Genomic DNA, 23,978 nt, shown 5'->3' with positions numbered 1-23,978 from the left:
TCCGCTCCTTAATACGGCAGCACAGCATCCAGGATCTGCTGGCCATAACGCGGCTGCTGCACGTCAGTGATCTGTCCGCGCCCGCCATAAGACACGCGGGCCGAGGCGATCTTGTCATAGGTGATCTCGTTTTTGCGCGAGATATCCTGTGGTCGCACGTAGCCCGTCACCAAAAGCTCGCGCAGTTCGAAATTGACGCGCAGTTCCTGCGAGCCCGAAATCGACAGCACCCCGTTTGGCAGCACGTCGATCACGGTCGCGGCCACACGCAGCGTCAGCTTTTCCTTACGCTTAACCGATCCTTCGCCCGTGCTTTCTGAGGCGGAATCGATCTCGACCGCGTCCGCCAGCGATGCCCCTTCCGGCAGATGATCCGCCGCGCGCTGTGGCAGGCCAAACAGGCCGACGATGCCAAGGCTTTCCGAAGCAGATCGCGAGCGTTCCGTGTCGTTCGAAAACTCGGCCTTTTCGTCCAGCTCAATCACGACCGTAAGGATATCTCCCTTTTTGATCGCCCGCTGACCGCCCAACAGCGATTGTTGCCCACCGCTCCATAGTGAGGACCGGTCGACATTGCGCTGCGGCTGGGTGTGCAAAGGCAGGCCCGGCCACAACATCGCGACATGTTCGGGGGAATCCTCGTTCGGAGTGAAGCTTGGCGGTTTGCCCAGATGATCCAAGCGCCCGCAGGCTGACACCGCCAGAATGGCAAACAACAGAGATTTCGAAAGTTGCGACATCATTTTACCTCGATTTGGCCGTCGGGCCGGATAAGGCCCGTCACAGTGGTACGGGAGGACAGGTTCATGACCCGGATACGATCCCCGGCGGCCCCACGACCCAGCGCGCGGCCTTCTGCTGTGATCGACAGCGGTGTGCGGTCAAAGATCAGGACAACCAGATCGTTGCGATCCACCAGGGCCGGTGGACCCACATCGCCTTCACGGATCGGGCGTCCGGGATAAAGCGCGACGCGGGCCTCTTGCCCGATCAGAAACTCAGGCGTGGTTATCGCGCCGGGCACCTGCTGGGCCTTAAGCTCCAGATCAGTCGCCGAGATGATTTCCTTGGCGCGAATAGTGCGGGTCGGCACGACGATATCGGCCTGTACCGAGGCCGGCACCAAAAGGGCCAACATCAAAACCAGAAACCGCATCACCGCACCTGTGTGGTTGCGCCCATCATCTGGTCGACGGCGGAAATGACCTTGGCATTCATCTCATATCCCCGTTGCGCCTCGATCAGTTCGGTCACTTCGCGCACCGCATCGACCGAGCTGTCCTCAAGATAGCCTTGCCGCAGCGTGCCCAGACCATCCTCACCCGGTGTGCCGACCACGGGTGCGCCTGAGGCTTCGGTTTCCTTGAACAGATTGCTGCCAATCGCCTCAAGCCCCTTGGCGTTCGAGAAACTGGCCAGCGTCAGCTCACCCAGCAGTTGCCCGTCTGCCGTGTCGTCGAAATAGGCATAAACTTCGCCCACAGCGTTGATCGAGATCGACCGGGCATCGTCAGGAATGGTGATCTCGGGCGCGACGGCAAACCCGTCTGATGAGACGATCAGCCCCTCTGCGGACCGTTTCAGGCTGCCATCGCGGGTATAGCCCGACTGACCATTGGCCAGCGTTACTTCAAGATAACCACGCCCTTCGATGGCCACGTCCAGATCGCTCCCGGTGGCCGACAATCCGCCTTGCGCCAGTTGCACCGTGACAGCCGCTGGACGCACACCCAGACCCAGTTGAATACCGGTGGGCAGAACGGTGCCGTCATTGGCGTTCACCGCCCCGGCCCGCGCCATTTGTTGATAGTGCAAATCCGCGAACTCAGCCCGGCGGGCGTTGTAGCCGGTGGTGTTCGTGTTCGCCAGGTTGTTCGAGATCGTCTCGACCCGCATCTGCTGCGCGGTCATGCCCGTAGCCGCGATTTTCAATGCTCGCATGTCAAAATCTCCTTTTCACAAATCAACGCATCAGCGCCTTGAGCGCGCCGCGCAGACGTTCGTCTTCGGTTTCCAGAAAGCTTTGGCCCAGCTCATAGGCGCGCTGGATTTCGACCAGCCGGGTCACCTGCTCGACCGCATTGACGTTGGACCCTTCGAGAAAACGCTGCAGCACCACTGGGTTTTCGACCGGGTCAATTTCGCCCTCGGCGCGGAACTGCGTGCTGCCTTCACGCACCAGCGTTTTGGGATCGGCCACACGATAGACGCCGATCTGCCCCAGCAATTGCCCCTCGATACTCAGTGTGCCATCGCTGCCAACGTCAATCGACGCAGCATCCGGCGGGATGAAAACAGGTGCGCCGTTGCTGTCCAGCACCCGGTGGCCGTCCATCGTGACCAAATCACCCTCGGCACTGGGTGAGAACGCTCCGGCCCGGGTCAGCCTGTTGCCGGATGGCGTTTCGACCATGAAAAACCCATCACCTTCGATGGCAAAATCAAACTGGCCGCCGGTTTCGGTCAGCAGGCCCTGCTGCAATGAGGTGTTGCGCGCCTCGGCCCGTGCCATGGACAGGGACGGGTTGCCCGGCAAGTCGCGGACAAACTCGGAAAACACCAGACCCTGCGCGCGATATCCGGTGGTGTTGGCATTGGCGATATTATTCGCCACCAGCCGCATTTCATTCATCAGGCCCGATTGACGGGACAAAGTGGTATAGGCGGTATCCATCAGCGACCTCCGGCGATCAATGGGATGAGGGTTGTGGTGAAAAACGTCACCAGCGTCTGGGTCATGAACCCCATCGAGATCCAGAACACGATGACGATGGCGATCAGCTTGGGCACGAAGGTCAGTGTCATTTCCTGTACCGAGGTCAGCGCCTGAAACAGACCCACGATCAGGCCCGACACCAGCGCCACCGCGAGGATAGGAACCGAGGTAATGACCGCGACCCACAGCGCCTGGCGCACAATGTCATAGAAGAGACCTTCGCTGAGCATCCGATCAGACCGGCATCCGCAGGATTTCCTGATACGCCTCGACCACCTTGTTGCGGACAATGACCGCCGTTTCCACGGCCAGCTCGGTCTGTGCCAGTGCGTGTACCAGAGCGTGGGGATCGGCCTGGCCGGTCATGGCGGCCTGCGACATTTGCTCGGAATGCTTCAGCGTCGCTGTAAAGTCCTGAAACGTACTGCGCAGCCCTTGCGCCAATCCGGCGTGATCAGGATCGGCCTGCGTGGCCGGGCGAGCGATAGCATAGTTTTGTGCCGCGGTCAGGGATCGGATATCCATTCTGGTGTCCTTTATTTTCTGAGAAGTTCCATCAAGCTCGACGACATCTGGCGTGACTGGTCGAACATCTTGAGATTGGCCTCATAGCTGCGCTGCGCCTCACGTGCGTCTGCGATTTCGATCATCAGATCGACATTCGAGCCACGGTAATGGCCGGTTTCATCCGCCATCGGGTGACCGGGGTCATAAATGCGCGAACCCTCGCGGCGATCCAGTTTGACGCGCCCGGCCTGCACCACCTCTTGTCCGTTCTTTTGCACCGTCTCAAACGGCACGGTTTTGCGGCGATAACCTGGCGTATCGGCGTTCGAGATATTCTCGGACACATGCCGCAGGCGGGCTGATTGCGCACGCAGAGCATTGGTTGAGGCGGCTAGGGAATGGGAAAAATCGCTCATGTCTTACACTCCTTATGACCGGCCAAGGCTGCTGCGCAGGATGTTCATCGAGGATTTGTAAATGGTCAGCGCGCGGTCGTGCTGACGCTTGACCTCGACCGCTTTGAACATCTCTTCCTCGACAGACACTCCATTGCCGTTTGGATCGCCCGAGGGCGCAACCTCAAACTCGGCCCAGGGCTGTGGGGCGGTGGCGCCGTTCAGATGACCCGCGCGGGTGGCGGTCATCGAAACCTGACGGTCTGATTTTTCGAATGCTTTCTGAAAACCCTCGATATCGCGGGGCTGATAGCCGGGCGTATCTGCATTGGCCATGTTGTGCGCAATCACTGCCTGCCGTTGTCCGGCATGGGTTGCCATTGCGTACGCTGCTTTAAAGACGTTCAGGTCATAGAACATCGGGGCTTCTCCCTCGATCAATTTCAATCAAGGCTTAACCCCGATTCCTTTAGAAAGCGTTTGCAGAAACCCGTTGGAGAACCCACGATGTCCGATCTCGACCCGATGCTTCTGAAGTGTGAATTCGACCGCCTGTCTGCCGTGCGCCATATGGGTCGCGTTGCGGGCGTTGCCCGTGGAGTCATTGAAATACAAGGCCTTGAAGGGCAGGCGCGAATCGGTGACCACCTGACATTGCGGCGTCGTAATGGCCCGGATCTGCCGGGCGAAGTGCTGCATGTCGAGGCCGACGGTATTCACATGATGCCAACCGCCGCGCCGGATGGGGTGTGCCTGGGTGACCGGGTGATTCTGGACCAGACACCCGCTTTCGCACCCGGCATGCACTGGCTGGGGCGCCTGGTCGATCCCTTTGGCAAACCGCTGGACGGGAAACCTCTGCTTTCGGGCGCATATGAGCAGGACATCATGCGTGCCCCGCCCCCCGCTGCGGCACGTAAACCGCTGGGCGCACGGATGGAGACCGGTTTAGCGATGCTCAACACGATGCTGCCCGTGGTCCAGGGTCAGCGCATCGGTCTGTTCGCCGGATCGGGCGTCGGAAAATCCACCTTGCTGGCAACGCTCGCGAAATCAATGCAGGCGGATGCCGTTGTCGTGGCATTGGTGGGCGAACGCGGGCGGGAGGTAAACGAGTTTGTCGAACATGCGTTGGGGGCAGAGGGGATGAAACGCTCGGTCGTTGTCGCGGCCACGTCCGATCAATCGGCACTTGCCCGCAGGCGTTGCGCCTGGTCGGCAATGTCGGTGGCCGAGTATCTGCGCGATCAGGGGCTGAACGTATTGTTTCTGGCCGATTCGGTGACGCGATTTGCTGAGGCGCACCGCGAAATCGCCGTTGCCATGGGCGAAGCGCCTTCGTTGCGGGGCTTCCCACCTTCGGTCACGCCGCTGATTGCCGGGTTGTGTGAACGCGCGGGTCCCGGAGCGGCGGACCAAGGTGATATCACCGCCGTGTTCAGTGTTCTGGTCGCGGGATCGGATATGGATGAACCAGTGGCCGACATCCTGCGCGGGGTTCTGGACGGGCATATCGTGCTGAGCCGCGACATTGCCGAGCGCGGGCGGTTTCCGGCCATTAACCTCAGCAGTTCGGTATCGCGCAGCCTGCCGGGGGCGGCGACCGCAGAGGAAAACCAATTGATCTCGGAAACCCGCAAACTGGTCGGCAGCTATGAACAATCCGAAGTCATGATCAAGGCCGGGCTTTATGCCGAAGGCGCGGACCCGCTGCTGGATCAGGCCGTGCGCGTGCATGAGGAACTGGACGCGTTCTTTAGCAAATCTGAACCGGATGGAATCAAAAACAGCTTCAACCGCCTGCAACTGATCCTGCGGCGGGCCAACGCCAACTTGCCGCGCTAGCGAAATCAGGACAGTTTTAAGTGTTAAGGCCACCTTAAGACCTGCCCGGCTACCCCTTTAGTTGGGTGATAAAAAAGGTGGTGGAGATGGGTGCGCAATCCAATGCGGCGCCAATCATCATCAAGAAGAAACGTGTGTCAGGTGGCGATGGTCACCACGGCGGCGCGTGGAAAGTCGCATATGCCGACTTTGTCACGGCCATGATGGCGTTCTTCATGTTGATGTGGCTGCTGAATGCAACGACTGAGAAACAACGCAAAGGGCTGGCGGATTATTTCTCGCCAACAATTCCGGTAAACCCGGTTTCGGGCGGGGGCGATGGGGCTTTTGGCGGGAACAACATGTTTTCCGAAGTGACCATGGTAATGGATGGCTCGGGCGCGACCAAGCGGCACCCGACGATTGCGCGGCAAGCGCGGGGGTCGATCGGCGTGAATCCCGATGGCGGCAAGGAAATATCCGAGGACTTCTCGACACTCGAAGCGCAACTTCTGGGACATACCGGGGAAAGCATGGTGTCGGACAAGGTGCTGAAGCACATCGTCACGCGCGTCACTGACGAAGGTCTGGTGGTCGAGCTGTTTGATACCGAAGATCAGCCGCTGTTCGAATCCGGAACGGATGAACCGACCCCAATGATGCGGGCGCTGGCCCTGCTGGTGACGCGATCTTCGGATCTAGTGACAAATGCTGTCTCGGTCGAGGGTCACGTCAGCGCCTCGCCCGTGGTTCTGGCGCAGGACCCGTCCTGGGATGTATCGACCTCGCGCGCGCAGGTGGTACGCCAACTGCTTGAGGATAAGGGTTTTGCGGGTTCTCGGCTGGATCGCGTGACCGGTCATGCCGACCGGGAATTGAGCGATGAAAACCCGATGGCCGTGCGCAATAACCGGATCGAAATCATCTTTCTGCGCGACACCTGAACGCACAGGATAGGCCGCATTTTAACTGTTAGCGCGCTGTTAAGGGGCAGTGCGTTAGCTGTTGCCTCAACGATTGACGCAACAGAAGGGCGTGCCAATGACGATTTCCTCCTCGCTGAATGCCGGTGTGGCTTCTTTGAAGGCCAACGCCAACCGGCTGGCTACTATTTCAGACAACATCGCCAACTCGTCGACCTTCGGCTACAAGCGGGTCGAGACGGATTTTCATTCGATGGTCACCTCGGGTCAGGGCGGCAGCTACTCGGCGGGTGGGGTCAGAACCACCAGCCAGCGTCTGATCGACCAGCGTGGGTCACTGGTGACGACCAACAACTCAACCGATCTGGCAGTACGCGGCCGAGGCATGCTGCCGGTTCGCCCAAGCTCGCAAATCGCGGGTGGCTCGAATGAGATGCAACTGACCACGACCGGTTCTTTCCGCACCAATGAGGAAGGGTATCTGGTCACCGAATCCGGCTTGGTCCTGCTGGGCTGGCGCGCCAACCCGGACGGTTCAATTCCCGCGGTGCCGCGGGACACCCCGGCAGCGCTCGAGCCCGTGCAGCTCAGCGTCAATCAACTGTCCGGCGCGCCGACCACACAGATGAATCTGCGTATGAACTTGCCCGCAACGGCCACCGAAGCCGGGTCGCCGAGCGACACACAACCCCTTTCGGTTGAATATTTCGACAACCTGGGCAAATCCGAAAGCGTGGATATCGAACTTGTGCCAACCGTCCCCGGGGCCGGCAGCAGCAATGAATGGACCATGGTGCTGCGCGACTCAGCCTCGGGCGGGGCGGTGATTGGGGAATACACGCTGACGTTCACCGACAGCCGCACGGCTGGCGGCACACTGGCCAGCGTCGCCACCGTATCGGGCGGGGCCTATGACCCGGCAACCGGCAGCCTTGTGGTCAACGTCGCGGGTGGCCCGATGGAGATCAATATCGGCCAGATCGGCGATGCGGACGGCATCACGCAACTGTCCGATACCTTTGCGCCCGTTTCGATCACACGCGACGGGTCAGCCGTGGGCACGATGACCAGCGTTCAAGTTGATGAAAACGGCTATGTCTATGCGTTCTATGACACCGGTGTCAGCCGCCGCATGTTCCAGATTCCGCTGGCGGATGTGCCCAACCCCAATGGCCTGACCGCGCTGGACAGCCAGACTTATGCGCCATCACGGGAAAGCGGCACATATTTTCTCTGGAACGCGGGGGAAGGTCCAACAGGTGAACTTGTGTCTTTCGCGCGCGAGGAATCGACCACAGATATCGCGACCGAGCTGACTTCGCTGATTCAGACCCAACGCGCCTATTCCTCGGCTGCTACGGTGATTCAGACCGTTGATGAGATGCTGCAAGAAACCACCAACATCAAACGCTGATTTGGGTTTTGACCCGGAAAGGGGGCCTGTCTGATGAATTTGTCGACAGCATTCAACAACGCCGTCAGCGGCCTGACGGCCTCGAGCCGCGGCACCTCGGTCGTGTCGGACAATATCGCCAACGCGCGGACGCCCGGCTATGCCCGCAGGTCGCTGGAACTGACGACAAACGTGATTTCGGGCACCGGGGTGCGCACCGTAGGCGTTATTCGCAATCAGGACCCGGTTCTAACCGCCAACCGTCGCACCACCGATGCGGAACTGGCCTACCAATTTGCAGTTTCCAGCTTTCAAACCAGTGTTGAGGGCGCCGTTGGCACGGTTGACGATCCCACATCGCTTGCCAATCGGTTGGCCGAGTTCGACAGCAGCCTGATCACCGCTGCCAGCCTGCCAGATTCTTCTGAGCGACTGGATCAGGTGGCCCGCGCGGGCCATGATCTGGCCAGCGCGCTCAATTCGGCGTCCGAAGGCGTTCGGCAGCTGCGCTCGGACGCAGATCGCTCCATTGGAAAGCAGGTAGAGAGCCTGAACCAGACCCTCAAGGATATCGTGAAGCTGAACGCCAAAATTCCGTCGGTCAAACATGCGGGTGGCGATATTGGTGCCCTGCTGGACCAGCGGCAGGTGTTGATAGATCAGGTGAATGAGCTGGTGCCGGTGAACGCGGTTCCGCGTGCGAACGATCAGGTGTCGCTGTACTCAGACGGTGGCCTGATCCTGCTGGAAGGCACGGCTGCCGAATTTTCCTTTACCACCACGGGCGACACCAAACCCCACATGACGGTGGGCAATGGGCTGCTGTCGGGGTTGGAGATGAACGGAAACCCGGTGCGCACCGGCGGAGACAACGCCCAGATACGCGGCGGCGCGCTGATGGCGCAGTTTGAAATCCGCGATGAGCTGGCGGTTGAGGCACAGGCTCACCTCGACTCGGTCGCGCGGGATATGATCGAACGGTTCGAAACACCCGGTCTGGACCCCACCGCATTGCCTACCGATCCCGGTCTGTTCACGGATGCCGGCAACCGCTTCGATGCCACTGCGCCTGAGGGGCTGGCCTCGCGCATCAGCTTGAACACGATTGTTGATCCCGACACTGGGGGTGACAGCTGGCGCTTGCGCGACGGGCTTGGTGCGGTGGCCCCCGGCGATCCGGGCGATGCCACGCAATTGCAAGCCTTTGGCGCCATTCTCAGCGATGCCCGGCCCGTCGCGGGGTCGCCCTTTGGCACCGGGGACATGCGCGCCTCGGACCTGACCGAGTCGCTGATGTCCAGAACCGGATCGGACGCTCATACCGCCAGCCAGCGCCTGACCTTTGCCAACAGCGCGCAGCTGGAAATGGCCAGAATCGAGGCGGAGCAGGGCGTGGATACTGACCAGGAATTGCAGAACCTGATGGAGATCGAGCAGGCCTATGCCGCGAACGCGCGGGTCATCTCGGTAGTGGATGAATTGATGCAAACCTTGTTGAGGCTCTGATGATGAATTTGACGTCTATTGGCGATCTGGCGCGGGGCATGACATTGCGGACCCGCTCGACCGAACTCAGAAACGAAATCGAAACCCTGTCTTATGAGATGTCGACCGGCAAGGTTCAGGATGTGTCGGGACGTCTGGATGGTGACTATTCCCATCTGCTGGATCTGGACCGCAGCCTATCGCGTCTAGACGCCTATCAGATATCGACGGCTGAGGCTGGGCTGTTCACGGATGCCATGCAGCTGAGCTTGACCACGATTAACGAGTCCGTGACCGAGTTGACCTCCTCCCTTTTGTCCTTCGGCACGTCAAACCAGGCGGTCAGCCATGAAAATGCATCGGTTCAGGCCCGGAACGAGTTGGATACGATCATATCAGCGCTGAACACCCGCGCTGGTGGACGCAGCCTGTATTCCGGCGCGGCCACTGATGTCTCCCCCCTGCCGTCAACCGACACGTTGTTGAACGCACTTGAAACGGAGCTGAGCGGATACGTCACAACAGCGGATATCAGACAGGCGGCAGAAGACTGGTTCAACGACCCCGCCGGGTTTGACGCGGTGATCTACCAGGGCTCGGGCAATGCGTTGGCACCGATGCAGATATCCGAGAATGAAAGCATCACGATCCCGATCACAGCCACCGACCCCGCGATCAAGGATGCGATACGAGATATTGCCGTTGCGGCGTTGGTCTCTGACAATGCTCTGAACTTGCCGCGTGATCAGCGCACTGCCCTGTTTACACAGTTGGGCGTCGATCTGGCCAACACCCAGAACGATGTGGTGAACTTGCGCGCTCAGGTCGGTTCAGCAGAGGCTCGGATCGAACAGGCGGCCACGCGCAACAGCGCCGCGCAGACCAGCCTTGAATTCAGCAGGAACAAGTTGATCGCTGCGGATCCCTATGAAACCGCTTCACAGTTGCAGACCGTCCAGTTCCAGTTAGAGAGCCTGTATTCCGTCACCGTTCGCAATGCAAACCTGTCGCTGGTGAATTTCCTAAGATGAAGCTTTTTGTTTTCCTACTGATGTTGCTGCCCGGGATAGCATCCGCTGGCACGATCCGCCTGAAGGACCTTGTGGATTTTGACGGGGTGCGGGGCAATGATCTGGTCGGCTATGGCCTGGTCGTCGGGCTGAACGGAACTGGCGACGGGCTGCGCAATTCACCCTTTACCGAAGAGATTATGTCGAACATCCTGGAACGGCTGGGCGTCAACGTGAATGGCGAAGATTTTCGCCCTAAAAACGTGGCGGCTGTGTTGGTGACCGCCAGCCTGCCGCCTTTCGCGCGGGTCGGCGGGCAGATCGACGTGACGGTGTCGGCCATTGGTGATTCCAAAAGCCTGTTGGGTGGCACCCTGATCATGACACCGCTCAACGCGGCCGATGGGCAAATCTATGCTGTGGCGCAAGGCACGGTTCTGGCCGGTGGCGCCGTGGCTGAGGGTGAGGCTGCTTCGGTTGTTCAGGGAGTGCCGACCTCCGGCGTAATCCCCTCGGGCGCACGGGTCGAGCGTGAGATCGATTTTGACCTGTCGACCTTGACGCAAATGCGCCTTGCCCTGCGCGAGCCGGACTTCACCACCGCCAGCCGGATTGAGATTGCGATCAACACAGAATTCAACCGCGCAGTGGCGATTATGCGGGATTCCGGCACGGTGGAACTCAACATTGCGGCAACCCAGTCGGTTTCAACCGCGCATGCACTGGGTCGGATCGAAAACATTCTGGTCGAACCGGAAACCAAGGCGCGCGTCGTGGTCGATCAGCGCTCGGGCACCATCGTCATGGGGCAAGAGGTTCGGATTTCACGGGTCGCGGTATCACAAGGCAATCTAACCCTGACAGTCGAGGAATCCCCCATCGCAGTTCAGCCCAACCCTTTTGCCCGCGGCGAAACGGTTGTGGTCCCCCGCACTTTCGCCGGTATCGAAGAAGAAGAGGGCACCGGGTTGGCCGAAATCCCCGAGGCAACTACCCTGTCCGAGGTTGTGGCCGGGCTGAATGCGCTGGGCGTGTCGCCCCGCGACATGATCGACATACTGAAAACGATCAAGGCCGCCGGGGCATTGCACGCTGAATTCGTAGTTCGATAAGCAAACAGAACCGAGCAGGTGGCGGATTCAGATACCCGCTGTCACTTGGGTTTCCAACTATCAAGCCAGCGGCGGAACCCGTTGCGCTTTTCTTCGATCGCATCACCGGCGGCATAAATCCCATCTTCCATATTCTCAAGCATCGGGTCGATACGGCGTTGTCGGAACCGGCGCCAGCGTACCCAAATGGCCCAGACGATGGCAAAGAAAACCGTCAGAAAGATGATGTTGAACCATGGGATCAACCGCACATCGGGGCTGTCCACCGGGCGCACCGAGACCACATTGGGAAAGATCGACATAAGCTGATTGCGCCAACCATAATGGCGCAAAACCACCCATTGCGGGTTATCCGCAGTCGACACGAGATTGGTCAGTTCCGCCTGTAGGTTCGAACTGTCGAGTTTGAAATAGGGCGGCCAGCCCCAGCCGGTATCCTCATTGCGATAAACGCGCGGTTTCCCGTTCGGGCGGAATGTTTCCACAAATCGCACATCTCGGTTGACAGTCTGCGCGCCCTCTTGGCCGGTATCTTGCTGTGCCCAGAAGATCGAGTTCTCACCAAAATCGACGCGCCGCACCTCGGTCTTTACGATCCGCACTACATCCTGCTGCGGCAAAGTGTATTCCAGCACCGAGGCGACCAGCCCCCAGAACACGATGATGAATACCCATTTGACATAGACCATCTATCCGGCCCTCATTTGAAATTAGTAATATAGATCAGCAGGGCAATGGCCCCAAGTGGGATGACGTAGACACCCAGCAGCAGTTTCTTGCGGAACGATTTGTCATATTGCCGCATTCCCCGCTCGAGAAAAGCCTCTCGATCACCGTGCAGCCCTTTTTTTTCCCAATGCGCGATCAACTTACGCCGACGGACGAGGCGGGAGTAGATCGACAGCCCGACATAGATCACGGTCAGAACGATCAGCAGTGGAATTAGAAAACGGATTGCGACAAGCATTCAATTCCTCCCAACTGCGCCCCAGGGACCAACGCGTGCGATGATGTCATCGCTAATCCGGTCACTGCCGCTCATGTCCGGTTCATGTCCGAACAGCGCAGCGCGGGCGCCCGCCTTGTCCACCTGATACTCGCGCGCAAGAAAGTCGGCAACATAGGCTTTCTTGGTCTCGGACCAACCGGCATAGGTGTTGTAAAACAGTTCTTTGTGGCAGATGAACATTTGGCGCGGGTCCAGCGGGGCCAGCTCAGCCAGCAGCATATTCACCAGATCGCGGTTCGGCGTATCGGTGGCCCGCAACGTGTAGAAATAGGCCGGATGGTCCGAGGTGATGCGCGGCCACGGACCACCATCCTTCGCCCAGCGCAGTAATTGGCCCAAACCGTGATAAGCCTCGGGCAGGCGGTCTGCGTGATTACGGGCCAGCCGCCGCATGTCGCCACGATCCAGCCCCGTCAGGTCAACGCCCGCATCCGCCGCCGCGTCGACGGTCAGGAAATCCATCTTTTGCTGTAGGATCGCGGTGGCATCCACGCCCCGCGCTTTGACGATTGGTTCGACCAAGTCGTTATAGTCAAGAAACTTGGCGATCTGGTTTCGCTGCGACGGCTCGAACGTGTATTTGATCTTCAGATCGTCGGGCTTTTTACCCATACAGATCGCAGCCGGATGGTCCAGATCCGGGAACAGATAGAGCCCGCCGAAATGCGCCGTCCAGAAGTTGCGTTGCTCAAACGCGGTGTGGCGCAGGCGAACGGGGTTGCGGGTGACGTCGCCGGTTTCCTTGGCGGTTTCAATCATCCTGGCGATCAGAACGTCATCGAACCAGGCGTCCTCTTGGGTTTTGAACTGTTCGACCATGCCCGCCAGCTGCTGGGCCTTGCGCAGGGTGCCGCCTGCAGTGTCGGCCTCAATCTCGATCTTTTTGATGTTCAGTAGGTCTCGCGGCGAGGTGAGCTTGATGACCGAGTTCACCATCTCCCCGGCCACCGCATCTGTGGCGGTCAGGGCAAACAGCTGCGCCTCGTTCATCTCGATGAATTCACGCAGGATATCGCGCGAGGTCGAGAATTTGACGTTCAGCAGGGGGCTGCGTTTCTGCTCGGTCGTCAGCAGGATGAACTGCCGGTTGACCCCATTGGGGTTGAGGTAGAGCTCATCCTCCAGCTCGATCCCCACCTCCGGCGAATAGCCCGAGATATCGACATGGAAATCCGTCAGCGCCGTGCTCTTGCCCGCCAGATGCTGCAGCGCGCGGTTATACCGCTCGACCAAAGCCGGGCTGGAGATGTGGACGAGGTTGCCGAACATCAGGCCTTTTTCGATGAGGCGGATCATTTCAGCCTCTCCTTCGAAATATGGCGCATGCGCGTTTCTTTAATGCGGCTATTCTGAGCACTTATTCGACTTTGCAGTTCTCGCCGCGAAACAACGTCTTCAACGGCCGCGCGACGCCTAAAGCGTGGTTCAATAGGCAGACCGCAACGCTCGAAACTACGATCAGCAGTAGGAACTCAGCTCCTCCTTCAGAGCCGGTAGAAAGAAGAAGCCAGCCCCACAAACTCAGAACGGTCGGAACGCTACCGAACCCTTCCGAAAGTATCGATGAAAGAATGACCGGCCCAATGGGTACCACAACGAATACAAGTACCAAACTTACGAGCACCGCTTCAATTCCGGTGTGTTCGTCTCTCTTCAAACGAAGTTTTCCGGCGTGCCAACCCACAACCGCTGAAATCGCGACGGTTAAAAAATAATACGCAACAAGCGGCAGAAGATCATCCATTTCAGTTCCCCTCCAAGTACCGTCGTTTGGCCTCTTCCATCCGTCCCATCTCGCGGACGGCGTTTTCGATGGCGACCTCGTCGCTATTGTCGGCATAGCGGAACTCGCTGTCGGCATAGCGGTTGATTTCCTGGATCACCATCTCGACCGTGATCGGCTGGCGTAGGTCCTCGATCATGGCCTTCTTGGTGTCGTAGTCGCGGAACAGGAACAGGTCGGGGTTTTCCATCCATTCGTCAGGCAGTTCGAAATCCATCGCGCGGACCTTGACCGCGTCGGTGATGTTCTTGATGGCGCGGCCGGTGAACCGTTCATCCGCCTGCTGGATCGCCTTGAGGTAGGTGCCCAGCTTGGCGATCGTGTCCATCTGGCCGATGTCGCCGGACACGCGGTCATAGACCTTCAGCAAGGCGTCCTCATGCGGGCGAGAGTGGCTTTCGAAACTGGCGGCGACGGCCTTTTTGATCTCCTGCGCGGCATAGGCTTCGTGCTCGCCCAGCGGGATGTCATGATTGCGGCCCATCAGCAGGTGCAGGATGTCGATGTAATCCTCGCGCGTCTGCGGCCCGTCCACCAGGAATCGCGCGCCCGCCCGCTGGCGCAGGGCGTCATCCACATTCTCGGGGTAGTTCGAGAACATGCCGAAAGTGCAGTTGCCACGCACGACGGTGTTGGCACCCGCAAAGCTCTCCATCAGCACGGCGGTGATTTCCAACTGCCCGGCTGACGACTGCCGGTCGCCGCGTTTGCCCGCCAGCTGGTCGATATCGTCGATGGTGCCAAACCCGATGACCGAGGGGTCGATGATCGTGTTGATGAAGGCCTTGGCGTTCTGGCCGGATTTCCCCTGATAGCTGTCGATATTGTCGGTGCTCAGGTTCTGATAGCGGAACGGATAGCCTGCGTTCTGGCAGTAGTCATTGATTAGCCCGGCCATCATCTGGATCAGGGTGGTTTTTCCGGTGCCCGGTTTGCCATCCCCCATAAAGGTAAAGATGAACCCGCCAAGCTCCGCAAACGGGTTCAGGCGGCGGTCGAAGTCATAGGCCATCACCATCTTCGCCAGCTTCATCGCCTGATACTTGGCGATGTGGTTGCCAACCACCTCGTTCGGTTTCTTGAACGTCATGGTCAGGGTGGTGGATTTGGCCTTCGAGGCGGGCTCAAACCCTCGGATCGTCAGATCATCGGCCTCGATATGCCAGGCGGCGTTGTGGAACGGGGCCAGATGACCAGCAGATTGCGCGCGCAGGGCGGTTTTTTCCATTAGCTGTTCGGCATAGGCGCTGGTGGCCGCGATCAGATAGGCATCGTCAGGGGCATGTTTGGCCAGCATCTGGTCCAGTTCCCACAATGCACCATGCAGGGCAAGTTGACCGTTGTCGGTCAAGACCTCTTCGATCTCACCAATATCAGCAGTGGTTTCGCCAAGATGCGAGGACATCAGATAGGCCAAGGCATTGCCGAAAGTATGCGAGGTGATCAGCGCCTCAGCCGTCAGCAATTCCGAAAACTCGGTTTTGCGCGCGGCGGGCAGATCGCCCGCAAGGTTCGCGCGTTTCAGGTCTGCCAGCGGTGTCTGTTCGGCATAGGCTTCAGCCACCGCCAGAGCAATGGCAACCGCACGGCGGATTGCCTGCTGCGTAGTGGCCTGAGGTGGCGAGACCAATGCATCGCCATCATCCGACGCCTCGATCCGTTCGACCAGATGTACCCCATCCGCGCGCACCGTACGCCGCGTCACCAACCCCGGGGTCGTCGACCGAAACCGCCGTGCCGTTGACACACCCGGAGAGCGTTCAACCGCGGTTTCAACCGCCTTGGCGATCCGCGGCGCGTGTTCGAACCCGTTCAGCAAGGCGGTTGCTGCGGGATAATGCTTGCGAATGTCGTCTTCGCGCAATTCCATCTGATCTGACGTCAAACTCATCTCAAAAACCGCCCTTGCTTCATCTTTTCAAAAATACTCCCGCCGGAGGCGAAGAATTCAATATCTCAACACCTGCCCGGTCTTGCTAACGACGAACTTGCGCACATCGGCAAAACCCGGCGGGTTGCGCTCGGCCAGCACCTGAAACGGACGCTGGGGCAGGATGATCGAGCGCTGAGTGCGCGTGGCCCCGGTCTCGGCCCCCTGCCCGCCGAACGGGTCCAGCGCAAAAATCTCGCGCTCGACGGTCGAGAACCACCCGGAGCGCTCTTCGATCACCTCTTCGCTTTCCAGTTCTTCGGTGGTCCAGGCCAGTGCCCAATCCTGACCTTGCGGAGATTGCGCGTCCTCCAGCACCTGCCGCAGGGGGCCGGATTGCTCGGTATAGGCCGAGGAGTACATCGGACCCACATGGATGCGGCGCAGGTGTTTGGGATGCAGGTCGTCGAAATCCTGATCGAAGCCTTTGGCAATCGTCACCAGTTTCAACCCACCCAGCGCTTGCGCCATCAGATGCGCCTGAACCTCGGGCCAGCGGCGCTGATCCTTGGGCAGGGCCGTTTTGCCGCTGTCCTCAAGCTGCATCAGATAGATGACGGGCAGGTTGATCTGGCTGTCATAGACCGCCCAGTGGATCAGGAATTTGCGTCGGTCCCCCTCATTTCCGATCCAGTGGCACTCGGGATCATTACGGGCCCAGAACAGCTGACCCTTCAACAGTTCCTCATAATAGAGCCTTTGGGACAGCGCAAATTGCAGCTTGGTGGGAATTTCCTGATCGCCGATGATCGTTCGCACCATGTCGGTTTTCAGGTCCTCTTCCGAGGGCATGTTTGCCAGATGCACCTGCGCCTGCTGCGCGTCGTTGGCCATGGTCAGCAACTCGGCCGCCACCGGAAAGCCGCTATCGCGCTTGTCCATGGCGAGGCTGCCAAAGAACCGCCCCGTGTCGCGCCCGACCAGCAGGTACTTCATGGAAAGCGCGCGGAAGGTGTAGAGCAACCCCGAGAGGTAGCGCGACACGATCCGCACCTCTTGTTTCGAGATCGCACCCTCCGCCTCCATCGTCGCGGCCACGCGCAGGAGGTGGACGGTGATCACCTCGAATTTGCGGAAATAGCGGCGCGAGGCAAAAGTGTCGGTCAGGCCGACATGGTCTTGGGTGGGGTCAGTCATTATCCACGCGCTCTTTTCTTTGTCGGTGGCCGAATAACTTCTCATCAAGCTGTTCAAGTTTGATCAGACCGTTGGCGAACAATACGCAGAGGCAGAACGTTGCCAGAAGAACACCCACGATCAGCACAAGTTTGATCACCAAATGGTCTGGCATCCAATCAGCTGTCAGAAGAAGCAAAGTCAGGAACCCGCCAAAAACAACAAAGAGAATCCCTATCCTGAACCTGTAGCGTATTCCTTTTGGCTTGCCTTTGGAACGGAACGTCACTGAAGCGCCTCACCCGCCATACAAATTCTTATCATGCTTCTCGACAATCGAGGCAAACCGGCGCGCAAAGCGTTCATCCGCCTTGGCCTTTTTCTCCAGCACGTCGCGGGCGAAGACCATGTGGTCCTCATGCGCCTCAAGCATGTCGGCCATTTTCTGGTTGGTCGCGGTGCCGATGGCGGCCATGGCGGTTTGCGCCTCTTGGTCCGTTTGCACGCCGATCTCGTTGATGCGGTGGGCCACGTCCTGCTGCTGCGCGGTTTTCAGCGATTTGGTCAGGGCATCATACAGGACCACGCGCTGTTGCGTGTCTGTCTGCAACTTGTTGATCAGCACCATCTGCGTCGCCGCCTGGTTCTGGAGTGAATCGACCCAGGTCTTTCCCTTTTCGATATAGCGCTCCAGCGTTTGGCTTTTAGCCAGCTTGACCTGCTCTTCCTGAACCTTGGCGTTGTATTGCTTGTTCAGCTCTGCCAGTTCGGTTTCCAGCTGGGTACGCGCGGCGGCGTCCTGTTCGACGCTGATCTTGTTCTCCAACGTGATAATCGTTGGGTCCATGCCCTGAATTTCGGCCCGCAACGCTTCCAGTTCAGCCACGGTCGCCTCACGGTCATCCAGCGTGCCAGTCAGGTTATCCTCGACCTTCACGCGCTGTTCTTCCAGCACTGATAGCTGGCCTTCCAGCAGCTTTACGATCACGTCTGACTTGGCGATCAGATCCTGCAGCTTGTCATCGATATTTGCAGTGCGCATGCGCTCCTGCCGCATCGACTCGGATTTGGCTTTGGCAAAGATGCCGACAAACGATTCCCACCCGGTTTTCGATCGCATCTCGTCGAAATCCTTGGAAAACGCGTTGGTCACATCGTCCAGACCCATGATCAGCTCGGCGATATTGGCGTTCATCACCTCGGTATGGGCGTGCACATCCTCAAGCGTGGCATTTTCGATGTCGATATCCGCCTCGGTGGTGCCGATCTTGGCGCGGGCGGCCTCAATCCGCGATGTCAGCCCTTCGATCTGTGATTGGCTTTCACGGACTTTCGCCTGAGTCTCTTCGATCAAGGCATCAAATTGATGGTTCGACATCTCTGCTATCCCTTTTTTTCTTTATTTACCCAATAAGATAGGGAATGTTACGGGTGTTTACATCCCCTTGGGTCCAAATTTCCTCCAGACTTTGACAAACTCAGCCTGAAAAAGATAGGCGTGATGCACGGCCTTGAACTGAAGGTTATTTGATCAAATCTGGATTGACCCGCTGGCGATAGTGGACATAGACATTCCCGACCCCACCTGATTGGGTGCGTTGAACCAATTTTCTGCCGGAGGCTGACCCATGCTGGACGCGACAACCGATCTGAAATCCCTTCTGAAAAACCCTGACCTGCTGGTGACCAAAGCCTATATTGGCGGTCAGTGGGTGGATGGCGACAATGGCACCCTTGCGGTGACCAACCCGGCCCGCGGGGATGTGGTGGCCGAGGTTGCCGATGTCAGCCGGGCGCAGGTGGCAGGCGCCATCGCTCAGGCCGAGGCTGCGCAAAAAGAATGGGCCAAGCTGACCGGCAAAGAACGCGCTGCAATCCTGCGCCGCTGGTTCGACCTGATGATGGAAAACGCCGAGGATCTGGGCAAGATCCTGACCGCCGAACAGGGCAAGCCGCTGGCTGAAGCCGTGGGTGAAATTGCCTATGGTGCCTCGTTCATCGAATTCTTCGGCGAAGAGGCCAAGCGTGTGTATGGCGAGACCATCCCCGGCCATCAGCGCGACAAGCGGATCACCGTGCTGAAACAGCCCATCGGTGTGGCGGCTTCGATCACTCCGTGGAATTTCCCTAACGCGATGATCACACGCAAGGCGGCCCCAGCGCTGGCCGCAGGTTGCGCCTTTGTGGCCCGTCCGGCGACGGAAACGCCGTTGTCAGCGTTGGTGCTGGCGCTGCTGGCGGAACAGGCGGGCGTACCTGCCGGCGTGTTCAACGTTGTGCCCTCGTCTCAGGCCAGCGAGATCGGCAAAGAGTTCTGCGAAAACCCCGGCGTGCGCAAGCTGACCTTTACAGGCTCGACCGAGGTGGGGCGCATCCTGCTGCGTCAGGCCGCCGATCAGGTCATGAAATGTTCGATGGAGCTGGGCGGCAATGCACCTTTCATTGTATTCGACGACGCCGATCTGGATGCGGCCGTCGAAGGCGCGATGATGTGCAAGTTCCGCAACAACGGCCAGACCTGTGTCTGCGCCAACCGCATCTATGTGCAGGCCGGTGTATACGACGAATTCGCAGCCAAGCTGAAAGCCGCAACCGAGGCCCTGCAAGTCGGCGACGGCCTGAAGCAGGGCATCACCACCGGCCCGCTGATCAGTGACGAGGCCGTCGCCAAGGTGCGCGAACACATCGCCGATGCCACGGAAAAAGGCGGCGTTATCCTGACCGGCGGCCTGCCGCATGATCTGGGCGGTACATTCTTTCAGCCCACCATCGTCACCGGCGTGACGCAGGACATGAAGGTCGCGCAAGAGGAGACCTTTGGCCCGCTGGCCCCTCTGTTCAAATTCGAGGACGTAGATGATGTGATCGCCATGGCCAACGACACGATCTTTGGTCTGGCTTCCTATTTCTATGCCAAGGACCTGAGCCGCGTCTACAAAGTGGCCGAGGCGCTGGAATACGGCATCGTGGGCGTGAACACCGGCATCATCTCGACCGAGCTGGGACCGTTCGGCGGCGTCAAACAATCCGGCCTGGGTCGCGAAGGCAGCCATCACGGCATGGAAGACTATCTTGAGATGAAATACATCTGCATGTCGGTCTGATTTTTCCTGATCTCTGCCCGTTGTGCATGGGCAGAGACCAATCATTGGTCGACTTCTTTAAATCCAGCCACGTGGTCGGTAACCTAATTCCAAAGCGAAGTGATCGCGATGCCCGGAACCGGCAGCTTCGGTTAGGGCTCGAGCCAGAAATTCTAGGGGCGTTTGGCAAAGTGAAAAGCCGAGGCGTCCAGGTAAAACTGTGAAAATCTATTTCTTGCACATCTGACACGGGCCCTTCTTTCGCCATTTCAACCAATTAAACAGCAACTTATCCACAGCAGTTAGCTTGGGTAAGCTTCTGGTATTGCTGAGAGTAATTTATTTGAACTGCTTAGACTGTTAAACTATTCGGCTGCAATATTTACGAGAATCCAGTTTTCGGCTAAGCTAACGATTAAAAATACAAAGAAAAAATTTTATTTTGCCGTTCTGTTGAGGTAGATTGGTATTTAGGTAGCTAGTGTGGGGACAACGTCCATGACGCTCTCTAAGTTGTTTTTGGCGGTCGGTTTTGTGACCTTTTGGTCCACAAGTGCGCAGGCGTTGACGATTGATGTAAGTCAGTACGATGGATCGGCCTACGGAAACGGGCAAGGAGTTTTCGAGGGATTTGAAGTCCATGGTGCAGTCCACGGTGAAGGTGAGGTAGCGAACGGCTTCTCAACTGCTGTTGGAACATTCTCGACCTTGGGTGGAGTTGGCACCGGCGGCACAGTTTCCGGTTTGCCTGGCAATTCTGGTAGTATGCTGGCGTTGCGCGAAGGTAATGTTTTCGGACGCGAGAATGTTTCTCCCAATGGGGGTTCGTGGTTTTTGGACAGCAATGACACCTGGGGGTTGAATTGGGATGTCGCCCTTGCCGGTGGGAAATTATTCACCAAACTGATATTCACTGTTTCTGATGCCAGCGATGTTGGTGGGTTTCTACGCATTTCCACCGGTGGTCAAAACCACGAAGTGCGGACCGGAGGAAAATTGTCAAACGGCAACGTTCAACTGGTCACTATAGATTTCGGGGCACCAACCAATTCAGCGACAATAGCACTCGCCAACTATTCGAGTCTGGGTGGGAACAATCCACTTCGGAACGACGGGTTCTCGATTGACGGGGTGCAGATCGCTGCTGTTCCGTTGCCCCCATCCATTCTTTTATTGGGTGGTGCTCTATTCGGCTTGGGCTTCGTTTCTTACCGCAGAAGGCGCGTTTTGGTCTAATCGCATTTCCTGAGAAATATAGCACTTAGCCTAGCAACATTCTGTTCATTTAAAAAGCGTTCGCGATTGTGCGGGCGCTTTCTTCAATTCTTGACCCGCATTATCGGCCAGAGTTCCGACCAAAACAACGCCCCGCGTCTGGAGGAACGCGGGGCGCATGGTGCGGCGGCCCAGAGAGGAGGAGACCGCCGCGGCGTGTGGGTCAACCGCCTTAGTTCACGGCTTTGGCGTCGACCACATCCTTTTCAATGGCGTTGGCCGAAGCGATCTCGATCCGGCGCGGTTTCAGGGCCTCGGGCACCTCGCGCTTCAGGTCAATGTTCAGCATGCCGTTTTCGTGGTTGGCGCCGGTGACGCGCACGTGATCGGCCAGCGCAAAGCGGCGCTCGAACGCGCGGGTGGCGATGCCACGGTGCAGGTAGCTGCGCTCTTGGTCTTCGGCGGCTTTCTTACCGGCGACGATCAGCGCGTTTTCCTTAACTTCGACCGACAGGTCATTTTCCGAAAAACCGGCGACAGCGACCGAAATGCGATAGGTGTCGGCATCGGTTTTTTCGATGTTGTAAGGCGGATAGCTGGGCTGAGCCACGTCATTGGTCAGAACGCGGTCCATCATGTCTGCGATCTGGTCGAAACCAATGGTTGCGCGGTGCAGCGGTGCAAAATCAAAAGTACGCATGTGTCATATCCTCATATCTGAGCGATCTACGATTTGCCCTCCGTTCGGACGGGCGATTGAGTATGCCAGGCCCCGTTCACGGCGACCCGGTACAATTCACATGGGGAGCATTTTGAACGAGTTCAAGACCCGTCGGATGAGATGAACTTGGCACCGGAACTGGACTTGTCCGACCCCACCTGCAATCGGCGTATCCTGGCCTTGGGCTGGGGTGCATCTCGGCGCAGGTCAGCTTTCAAATCAGAAACGATCCCAGACAGTTCCATGCCATACCCGACCTTGCGCCGACCATCAAAACCACCCGCGGATACAACCGACAGAATCTGCCAGCGCGGTCCCTTTTTTGCCAGAATGGCCGACCCCGAAGACCCAAAGGTTACGTCACAGTCAAAGCTGATCAGCCCGCGACCGCGTTGAAGGATGCTGCACGAACGCTGGCGCGTAATCGCCTCGGATCGGCCTTGCCCGTAGGATGCAACGCTGATCTCGTTGTCGTTGATCCGTCCCTCGTACAACGCAAACGGATCGGCGACGCCGTGCGGGACCGGGGCATCCAGACGCATCAGCGCCACATCGATGCGAACTCGCGGTGCCGAGACCGGCGCATTGGCCACAAAATCCGGATGGGTGGCGATCTGGATGACTTTGCGGTCGGCCAGAGAATTACCGTTGCTCAATCCGGCACGGAACGTCACTTCTCCGGGTTTATAGGGCCGGCCGGTGGCCTTATCCAACGCACAATGAGCCGCCGTCAGAACCAGATCCCGTGCAATCAGCGTGCCGGTGCAAAAGCCCTTATTGCCGATATCCAGACGGCCCACCGCCTCCCAGCCATAAAGGTCGTCACGGTCCGTCAGCTTGCGTTTTGCGGTTTGCGAATGGGATGCAGTCGACAAGACAGACAAGCATAAAAATGTGCCCAGCAGAATTCGTATCATGGCTTGATGAACCTCGCGCCAATGTTTCTTTTGGATGTACCCTCAGGGGTCGCAGCCAGAAACCCGCGCCCAGCCGACAGTTCAGCTTGCAACAGGCGCAGCGACCCTTCGACCGGGGTACCGACGGCAACGCGCTGGCCGTTCAACTCGGCCTTGGCAGCCACCACGGACACGATGCGCGGGCGGTCACCCTCAAAGGAAAAAACCGGCGCGCCCGAAGAGCCGAACTCGACATCGCAGGACATCACCAGAACTTCTGACCGGCGGGTCATGACCGAGCAGACCTCTTGTAGCGCCGGGGCTTCAGCCCTGTCCTGCCCGTACGAGACGACGCCCACCTCTTCCCCCCGACGCGGGCGATCGCCGGTTTCAAACGGGATCACAGTGGTGTTGCGAATGGGTTGCCACAACTCGATCAGTGCAATGTCATTGCGCAACCGTGCCGTCGAAGTTTCGTTGTCATAGCGATAGTCCGGATGCACCACCGCCTGCCGCGCCGCACGATAGGCGGACGCGCGGCCCAGACGCCACGCGGCCAAAAACTCGACCCCGGACAGATCGATCCGCTGACCGGTTGTTTTGTCGTACAGGCAATGCGCGGCGGTCAGCACCAAAGTAGGTGAGATCAGCGTACCCGTGCAAAACCCCGATCCGTTTATATCCAGACGGCCAACGGCCATCCACGCCCGCCCGGCATCGGTGGTATCCAGGCTTTTTAGCCCACTATCCTGCGCCGCGGCCGCTATCGGCATCAATGCCAGCGCTAAAGCCCTGATCCAGTTTTGCAAGCGGTTCTCCGGCGTTGCTGTTGGATCACCTTCCTACGGTCGTGGTGGGGC

The 23,978-nt window shown here is 58.6% G+C and carries 27 protein-coding genes; 8 read left to right on the top strand and 19 right to left on the bottom strand.

Annotated elements, in window-relative coordinates; all coding sequences use genetic code 11:
• Positions 1-8: 8 nt before the first annotated feature.
• Genes flgH through ACR3EP_RS15345 form a run of 8 tightly spaced genes read right to left on the bottom strand, consistent with a single transcriptional unit; the run spans position 9 to position 4,038 of the window.
• Complete coding sequence (gene flgH / locus ACR3EP_RS15380; protein WP_480639036.1) at positions 9-740, bottom strand: flagellar basal body L-ring protein FlgH; 732 nt, start codon at positions 738-740, stop codon at positions 9-11.
• Positions 740-1,156: a flagellar basal body P-ring formation chaperone FlgA gene (gene flgA / locus ACR3EP_RS15375; RefSeq protein ID WP_170351887.1), complete on the bottom strand. Its 417-nt coding sequence runs from the start codon at positions 1,154-1,156 to the stop codon at positions 740-742. The genes flgH and flgA overlap by 1 nt, the downstream gene beginning before the upstream one ends.
• A complete protein-coding gene (gene flgG, locus ACR3EP_RS15370; RefSeq protein ID WP_480638573.1) occupies positions 1,156-1,941 on the bottom strand; it encodes a flagellar basal-body rod protein FlgG in 786 nt (261 codons plus the stop codon). The genes flgA and flgG overlap by 1 nt, the downstream gene beginning before the upstream one ends.
• A 22-nt stretch (positions 1,942-1,963) precedes the next feature.
• Positions 1,964-2,674, bottom strand: a complete 711-nt coding sequence (locus tag ACR3EP_RS15365) for a flagellar hook-basal body complex protein (RefSeq protein WP_170361880.1) — start codon at positions 2,672-2,674, stop codon at positions 1,964-1,966.
• Positions 2,674-2,946 (bottom strand): flagellar biosynthetic protein FliQ, encoded by a 273-nt coding sequence (locus ACR3EP_RS15360; protein ID WP_058282142.1) that lies wholly within the window; start codon positions 2,944-2,946, stop codon positions 2,674-2,676. The genes ACR3EP_RS15365 and ACR3EP_RS15360 overlap by 1 nt, the downstream gene beginning before the upstream one ends.
• Before the next feature lie 4 nt (positions 2,947-2,950).
• Positions 2,951-3,241, bottom strand: a complete 291-nt coding sequence (gene fliE / locus ACR3EP_RS15355) for a flagellar hook-basal body complex protein FliE (protein ID WP_480638572.1) — start codon at positions 3,239-3,241, stop codon at positions 2,951-2,953.
• Positions 3,242-3,252: 11 nt separating this feature from the next.
• Entirely contained in the window at positions 3,253-3,639 is a 387-nt protein-coding gene (gene flgC / locus ACR3EP_RS15350; RefSeq protein ID WP_170379299.1) for a flagellar basal body rod protein FlgC, read from the bottom strand.
• Positions 3,640-3,651: 12 nt separating this feature from the next.
• On the bottom strand, positions 3,652-4,038 hold the full coding sequence (locus ACR3EP_RS15345) for a FlgB family protein (RefSeq protein WP_170413349.1): 387 nt from the start codon (positions 4,036-4,038) through the stop codon (positions 3,652-3,654).
• A gap of 105 nt (positions 4,039-4,143) precedes the next feature.
• Here ACR3EP_RS15345 and ACR3EP_RS15340 point away from each other — a divergent pair, with 105 nt between their 5' ends.
• The 6 genes from ACR3EP_RS15340 to ACR3EP_RS15315 all read left to right on the top strand — a co-directional run bounded on the left by ACR3EP_RS15340 (position 4,144) and on the right by ACR3EP_RS15315 (position 11,365).
• Positions 4,144-5,463: a FliI/YscN family ATPase gene (locus ACR3EP_RS15340; protein WP_480639035.1), complete on the top strand. Its 1,320-nt coding sequence runs from the start codon at positions 4,144-4,146 to the stop codon at positions 5,461-5,463.
• 86 nt (positions 5,464-5,549) lie between these two features.
• Entirely contained in the window at positions 5,550-6,386 is an 837-nt protein-coding gene (locus ACR3EP_RS15335) for a flagellar motor protein MotB (protein WP_480638571.1), read from the top strand.
• A gap of 97 nt (positions 6,387-6,483) precedes the next feature.
• Positions 6,484-7,779 carry a flagellar hook protein FlgE gene (locus tag ACR3EP_RS15330; RefSeq protein ID WP_480638570.1) on the top strand — a complete coding sequence of 432 codons (1,296 nt, stop codon included), beginning with the start codon at positions 6,484-6,486 and terminating at the stop codon, positions 7,777-7,779.
• A 33-nt stretch (positions 7,780-7,812) separates the two neighbouring features.
• On the top strand, positions 7,813-9,264 hold the full coding sequence (gene flgK / locus ACR3EP_RS15325; RefSeq protein WP_480638569.1) for a flagellar hook-associated protein FlgK: 1,452 nt from the start codon (positions 7,813-7,815) through the stop codon (positions 9,262-9,264).
• Entirely contained in the window at positions 9,264-10,274 is a 1,011-nt protein-coding gene (locus tag ACR3EP_RS15320; protein WP_480638568.1) for a flagellin, read from the top strand. Before flgK ends, ACR3EP_RS15320 begins: the two co-directional genes overlap by 1 nt.
• Entirely contained in the window at positions 10,271-11,365 is a 1,095-nt protein-coding gene (locus tag ACR3EP_RS15315; protein WP_170379305.1) for a flagellar basal body P-ring protein FlgI, read from the top strand. The genes ACR3EP_RS15320 and ACR3EP_RS15315 overlap by 4 nt, the downstream gene beginning before the upstream one ends.
• A 41-nt stretch (positions 11,366-11,406) precedes the next feature.
• Here ACR3EP_RS15315 and ACR3EP_RS15310 read toward each other — a convergent pair whose 3' ends face one another.
• The 8 genes from ACR3EP_RS15310 to ACR3EP_RS15275 all read right to left on the bottom strand — a co-directional run bounded on the left by ACR3EP_RS15310 (position 11,407) and on the right by ACR3EP_RS15275 (position 18,581).
• Complete coding sequence (locus tag ACR3EP_RS15310) at positions 11,407-12,054, bottom strand: DUF1523 family protein (protein ID WP_480638567.1); 648 nt, start codon at positions 12,052-12,054, stop codon at positions 11,407-11,409.
• 11 nt (positions 12,055-12,065) lie between these two features.
• Positions 12,066-12,332 (bottom strand): hypothetical protein, encoded by a 267-nt coding sequence (locus ACR3EP_RS15305; protein WP_170361871.1) that lies wholly within the window; start codon positions 12,330-12,332, stop codon positions 12,066-12,068.
• A complete protein-coding gene (locus ACR3EP_RS15300) occupies positions 12,333-13,670 on the bottom strand; it encodes a DUF6638 family protein (protein ID WP_480638566.1) in 1,338 nt (445 codons plus the stop codon). It lies immediately after the preceding gene.
• A 61-nt stretch (positions 13,671-13,731) separates the two neighbouring features.
• On the bottom strand, positions 13,732-14,118 hold the full coding sequence (locus ACR3EP_RS15295; protein WP_480638565.1) for a hypothetical protein: 387 nt from the start codon (positions 14,116-14,118) through the stop codon (positions 13,732-13,734).
• Position 14,119: 1 nt separating this feature from the next.
• Positions 14,120-16,048, bottom strand: a complete 1,929-nt coding sequence (locus tag ACR3EP_RS15290) for an AAA family ATPase (protein WP_480638564.1) — start codon at positions 16,046-16,048, stop codon at positions 14,120-14,122.
• A 57-nt stretch (positions 16,049-16,105) separates the two neighbouring features.
• The gene (locus ACR3EP_RS15285) at positions 16,106-17,224 is read right to left on the bottom strand and encodes a hypothetical protein (protein WP_480638563.1); all 1,119 of its coding nucleotides are present in this window, start codon (positions 17,222-17,224) and stop codon (positions 16,106-16,108) included.
• Positions 17,217-17,492: a hypothetical protein gene (locus ACR3EP_RS15280; protein ID WP_170345712.1), complete on the bottom strand. Its 276-nt coding sequence runs from the start codon at positions 17,490-17,492 to the stop codon at positions 17,217-17,219. The genes ACR3EP_RS15285 and ACR3EP_RS15280 overlap by 8 nt, the downstream gene beginning before the upstream one ends.
• 9 nt (positions 17,493-17,501) lie before the next feature.
• On the bottom strand, positions 17,502-18,581 hold the full coding sequence (locus ACR3EP_RS15275; protein WP_170351872.1) for a coiled-coil domain-containing protein: 1,080 nt from the start codon (positions 18,579-18,581) through the stop codon (positions 17,502-17,504).
• 250 nt (positions 18,582-18,831) lie between these two features.
• Between ACR3EP_RS15275 and ACR3EP_RS15270 the strand changes: the two genes are divergently transcribed.
• Entirely contained in the window at positions 18,832-20,307 is a 1,476-nt protein-coding gene (locus ACR3EP_RS15270) for an NAD-dependent succinate-semialdehyde dehydrogenase (protein ID WP_480638562.1), read from the top strand.
• Positions 20,308-20,784: 477 nt separating this feature from the next.
• Positions 20,785-21,522, top strand: a complete 738-nt coding sequence (locus tag ACR3EP_RS15265) for a hypothetical protein (protein ID WP_480638561.1) — start codon at positions 20,785-20,787, stop codon at positions 21,520-21,522.
• 211 nt (positions 21,523-21,733) lie between these two features.
• Here ACR3EP_RS15265 and ACR3EP_RS15260 read toward each other — a convergent pair whose 3' ends face one another.
• The 3 genes from ACR3EP_RS15260 to ACR3EP_RS15250 all read right to left on the bottom strand — a co-directional run bounded on the left by ACR3EP_RS15260 (position 21,734) and on the right by ACR3EP_RS15250 (position 23,927).
• Positions 21,734-22,201 (bottom strand): Hsp20 family protein, encoded by a 468-nt coding sequence (locus tag ACR3EP_RS15260; RefSeq protein WP_170351869.1) that lies wholly within the window; start codon positions 22,199-22,201, stop codon positions 21,734-21,736.
• Positions 22,202-22,323: 122 nt separating this feature from the next.
• On the bottom strand, positions 22,324-23,139 hold the full coding sequence (locus tag ACR3EP_RS15255; RefSeq protein WP_480638560.1) for a trypsin-like serine peptidase: 816 nt from the start codon (positions 23,137-23,139) through the stop codon (positions 22,324-22,326).
• Positions 23,136-23,927, bottom strand: a complete 792-nt coding sequence (locus tag ACR3EP_RS15250) for a trypsin-like serine peptidase (RefSeq protein WP_226689697.1) — start codon at positions 23,925-23,927, stop codon at positions 23,136-23,138. Before ACR3EP_RS15250 ends, ACR3EP_RS15255 begins: the two co-directional genes overlap by 4 nt.
• Positions 23,928-23,978: the final 51 nt, after the last annotated feature.

The organism is Ruegeria sp. BB10 (assembly GCF_056535725.1).
This window is presented reverse-complemented; position numbering and strand designations above follow the sequence as displayed.

Bases quoted from the DNA above. Each gene is read 5' to 3' on its own strand.
- ACR3EP_RS15335 (WP_480638571.1), top strand. From the start codon at position 5,550: ATGGGTGCGCAATCCAATGCGGCGCCAATCATCATCAAGAAGAAACGT.
- flgC (WP_170379299.1), bottom strand. From the start codon at position 3,639: ATGAGCGATTTTTCCCATTCCCTAGCCGCCTCAACCAATGCTCTGCGT.
- ACR3EP_RS15315 (WP_170379305.1), top strand. From the start codon at position 10,271: ATGAAGCTTTTTGTTTTCCTACTGATGTTGCTGCCCGGGATAGCATCC.
- ACR3EP_RS15295 (WP_480638565.1), bottom strand. From the start codon at position 14,118: ATGGATGATCTTCTGCCGCTTGTTGCGTATTATTTTTTAACCGTCGCG.
- ACR3EP_RS15255 (WP_480638560.1), bottom strand. From the start codon at position 23,139: ATGATACGAATTCTGCTGGGCACATTTTTATGCTTGTCTGTCTTGTCG.
- ACR3EP_RS15310 (WP_480638567.1), bottom strand. From the start codon at position 12,054: ATGGTCTATGTCAAATGGGTATTCATCATCGTGTTCTGGGGGCTGGTC.
- ACR3EP_RS15320 (WP_480638568.1), top strand. From the start codon at position 9,264: ATGATGAATTTGACGTCTATTGGCGATCTGGCGCGGGGCATGACATTG.
- ACR3EP_RS15300 (WP_480638566.1), bottom strand. From the start codon at position 13,670: ATGATCCGCCTCATCGAAAAAGGCCTGATGTTCGGCAACCTCGTCCAC.
- flgH (WP_480639036.1), bottom strand. From the start codon at position 740: ATGTCGCAACTTTCGAAATCTCTGTTGTTTGCCATTCTGGCGGTGTCA.
- ACR3EP_RS15345 (WP_170413349.1), bottom strand. From the start codon at position 4,038: ATGTTCTATGACCTGAACGTCTTTAAAGCAGCGTACGCAATGGCAACC.
- ACR3EP_RS15365 (WP_170361880.1), bottom strand. From the start codon at position 2,674: ATGGATACCGCCTATACCACTTTGTCCCGTCAATCGGGCCTGATGAAT.
- flgG (WP_480638573.1), bottom strand. From the start codon at position 1,941: ATGCGAGCATTGAAAATCGCGGCTACGGGCATGACCGCGCAGCAGATG.
- ACR3EP_RS15360 (WP_058282142.1), bottom strand. From the start codon at position 2,946: ATGCTCAGCGAAGGTCTCTTCTATGACATTGTGCGCCAGGCGCTGTGG.
- ACR3EP_RS15285 (WP_480638563.1), bottom strand. From the start codon at position 17,224: ATGACTGACCCCACCCAAGACCATGTCGGCCTGACCGACACTTTTGCC.
- ACR3EP_RS15330 (WP_480638570.1), top strand. From the start codon at position 6,484: ATGACGATTTCCTCCTCGCTGAATGCCGGTGTGGCTTCTTTGAAGGCC.
- ACR3EP_RS15275 (WP_170351872.1), bottom strand. From the start codon at position 18,581: ATGTCGAACCATCAATTTGATGCCTTGATCGAAGAGACTCAGGCGAAA.
- ACR3EP_RS15260 (WP_170351869.1), bottom strand. From the start codon at position 22,201: ATGCGTACTTTTGATTTTGCACCGCTGCACCGCGCAACCATTGGTTTC.
- ACR3EP_RS15270 (WP_480638562.1), top strand. From the start codon at position 18,832: ATGCTGGACGCGACAACCGATCTGAAATCCCTTCTGAAAAACCCTGAC.
- ACR3EP_RS15340 (WP_480639035.1), top strand. From the start codon at position 4,144: ATGCTTCTGAAGTGTGAATTCGACCGCCTGTCTGCCGTGCGCCATATG.
- flgA (WP_170351887.1), bottom strand. From the start codon at position 1,156: ATGCGGTTTCTGGTTTTGATGTTGGCCCTTTTGGTGCCGGCCTCGGTA.
- flgK (WP_480638569.1), top strand. From the start codon at position 7,813: ATGAATTTGTCGACAGCATTCAACAACGCCGTCAGCGGCCTGACGGCC.
- ACR3EP_RS15290 (WP_480638564.1), bottom strand. From the start codon at position 16,048: ATGAGTTTGACGTCAGATCAGATGGAATTGCGCGAAGACGACATTCGC.
- ACR3EP_RS15265 (WP_480638561.1), top strand. From the start codon at position 20,785: ATGACGCTCTCTAAGTTGTTTTTGGCGGTCGGTTTTGTGACCTTTTGG.
- fliE (WP_480638572.1), bottom strand. From the start codon at position 3,241: ATGGATATCCGATCCCTGACCGCGGCACAAAACTATGCTATCGCTCGC.
- ACR3EP_RS15305 (WP_170361871.1), bottom strand. From the start codon at position 12,332: ATGCTTGTCGCAATCCGTTTTCTAATTCCACTGCTGATCGTTCTGACC.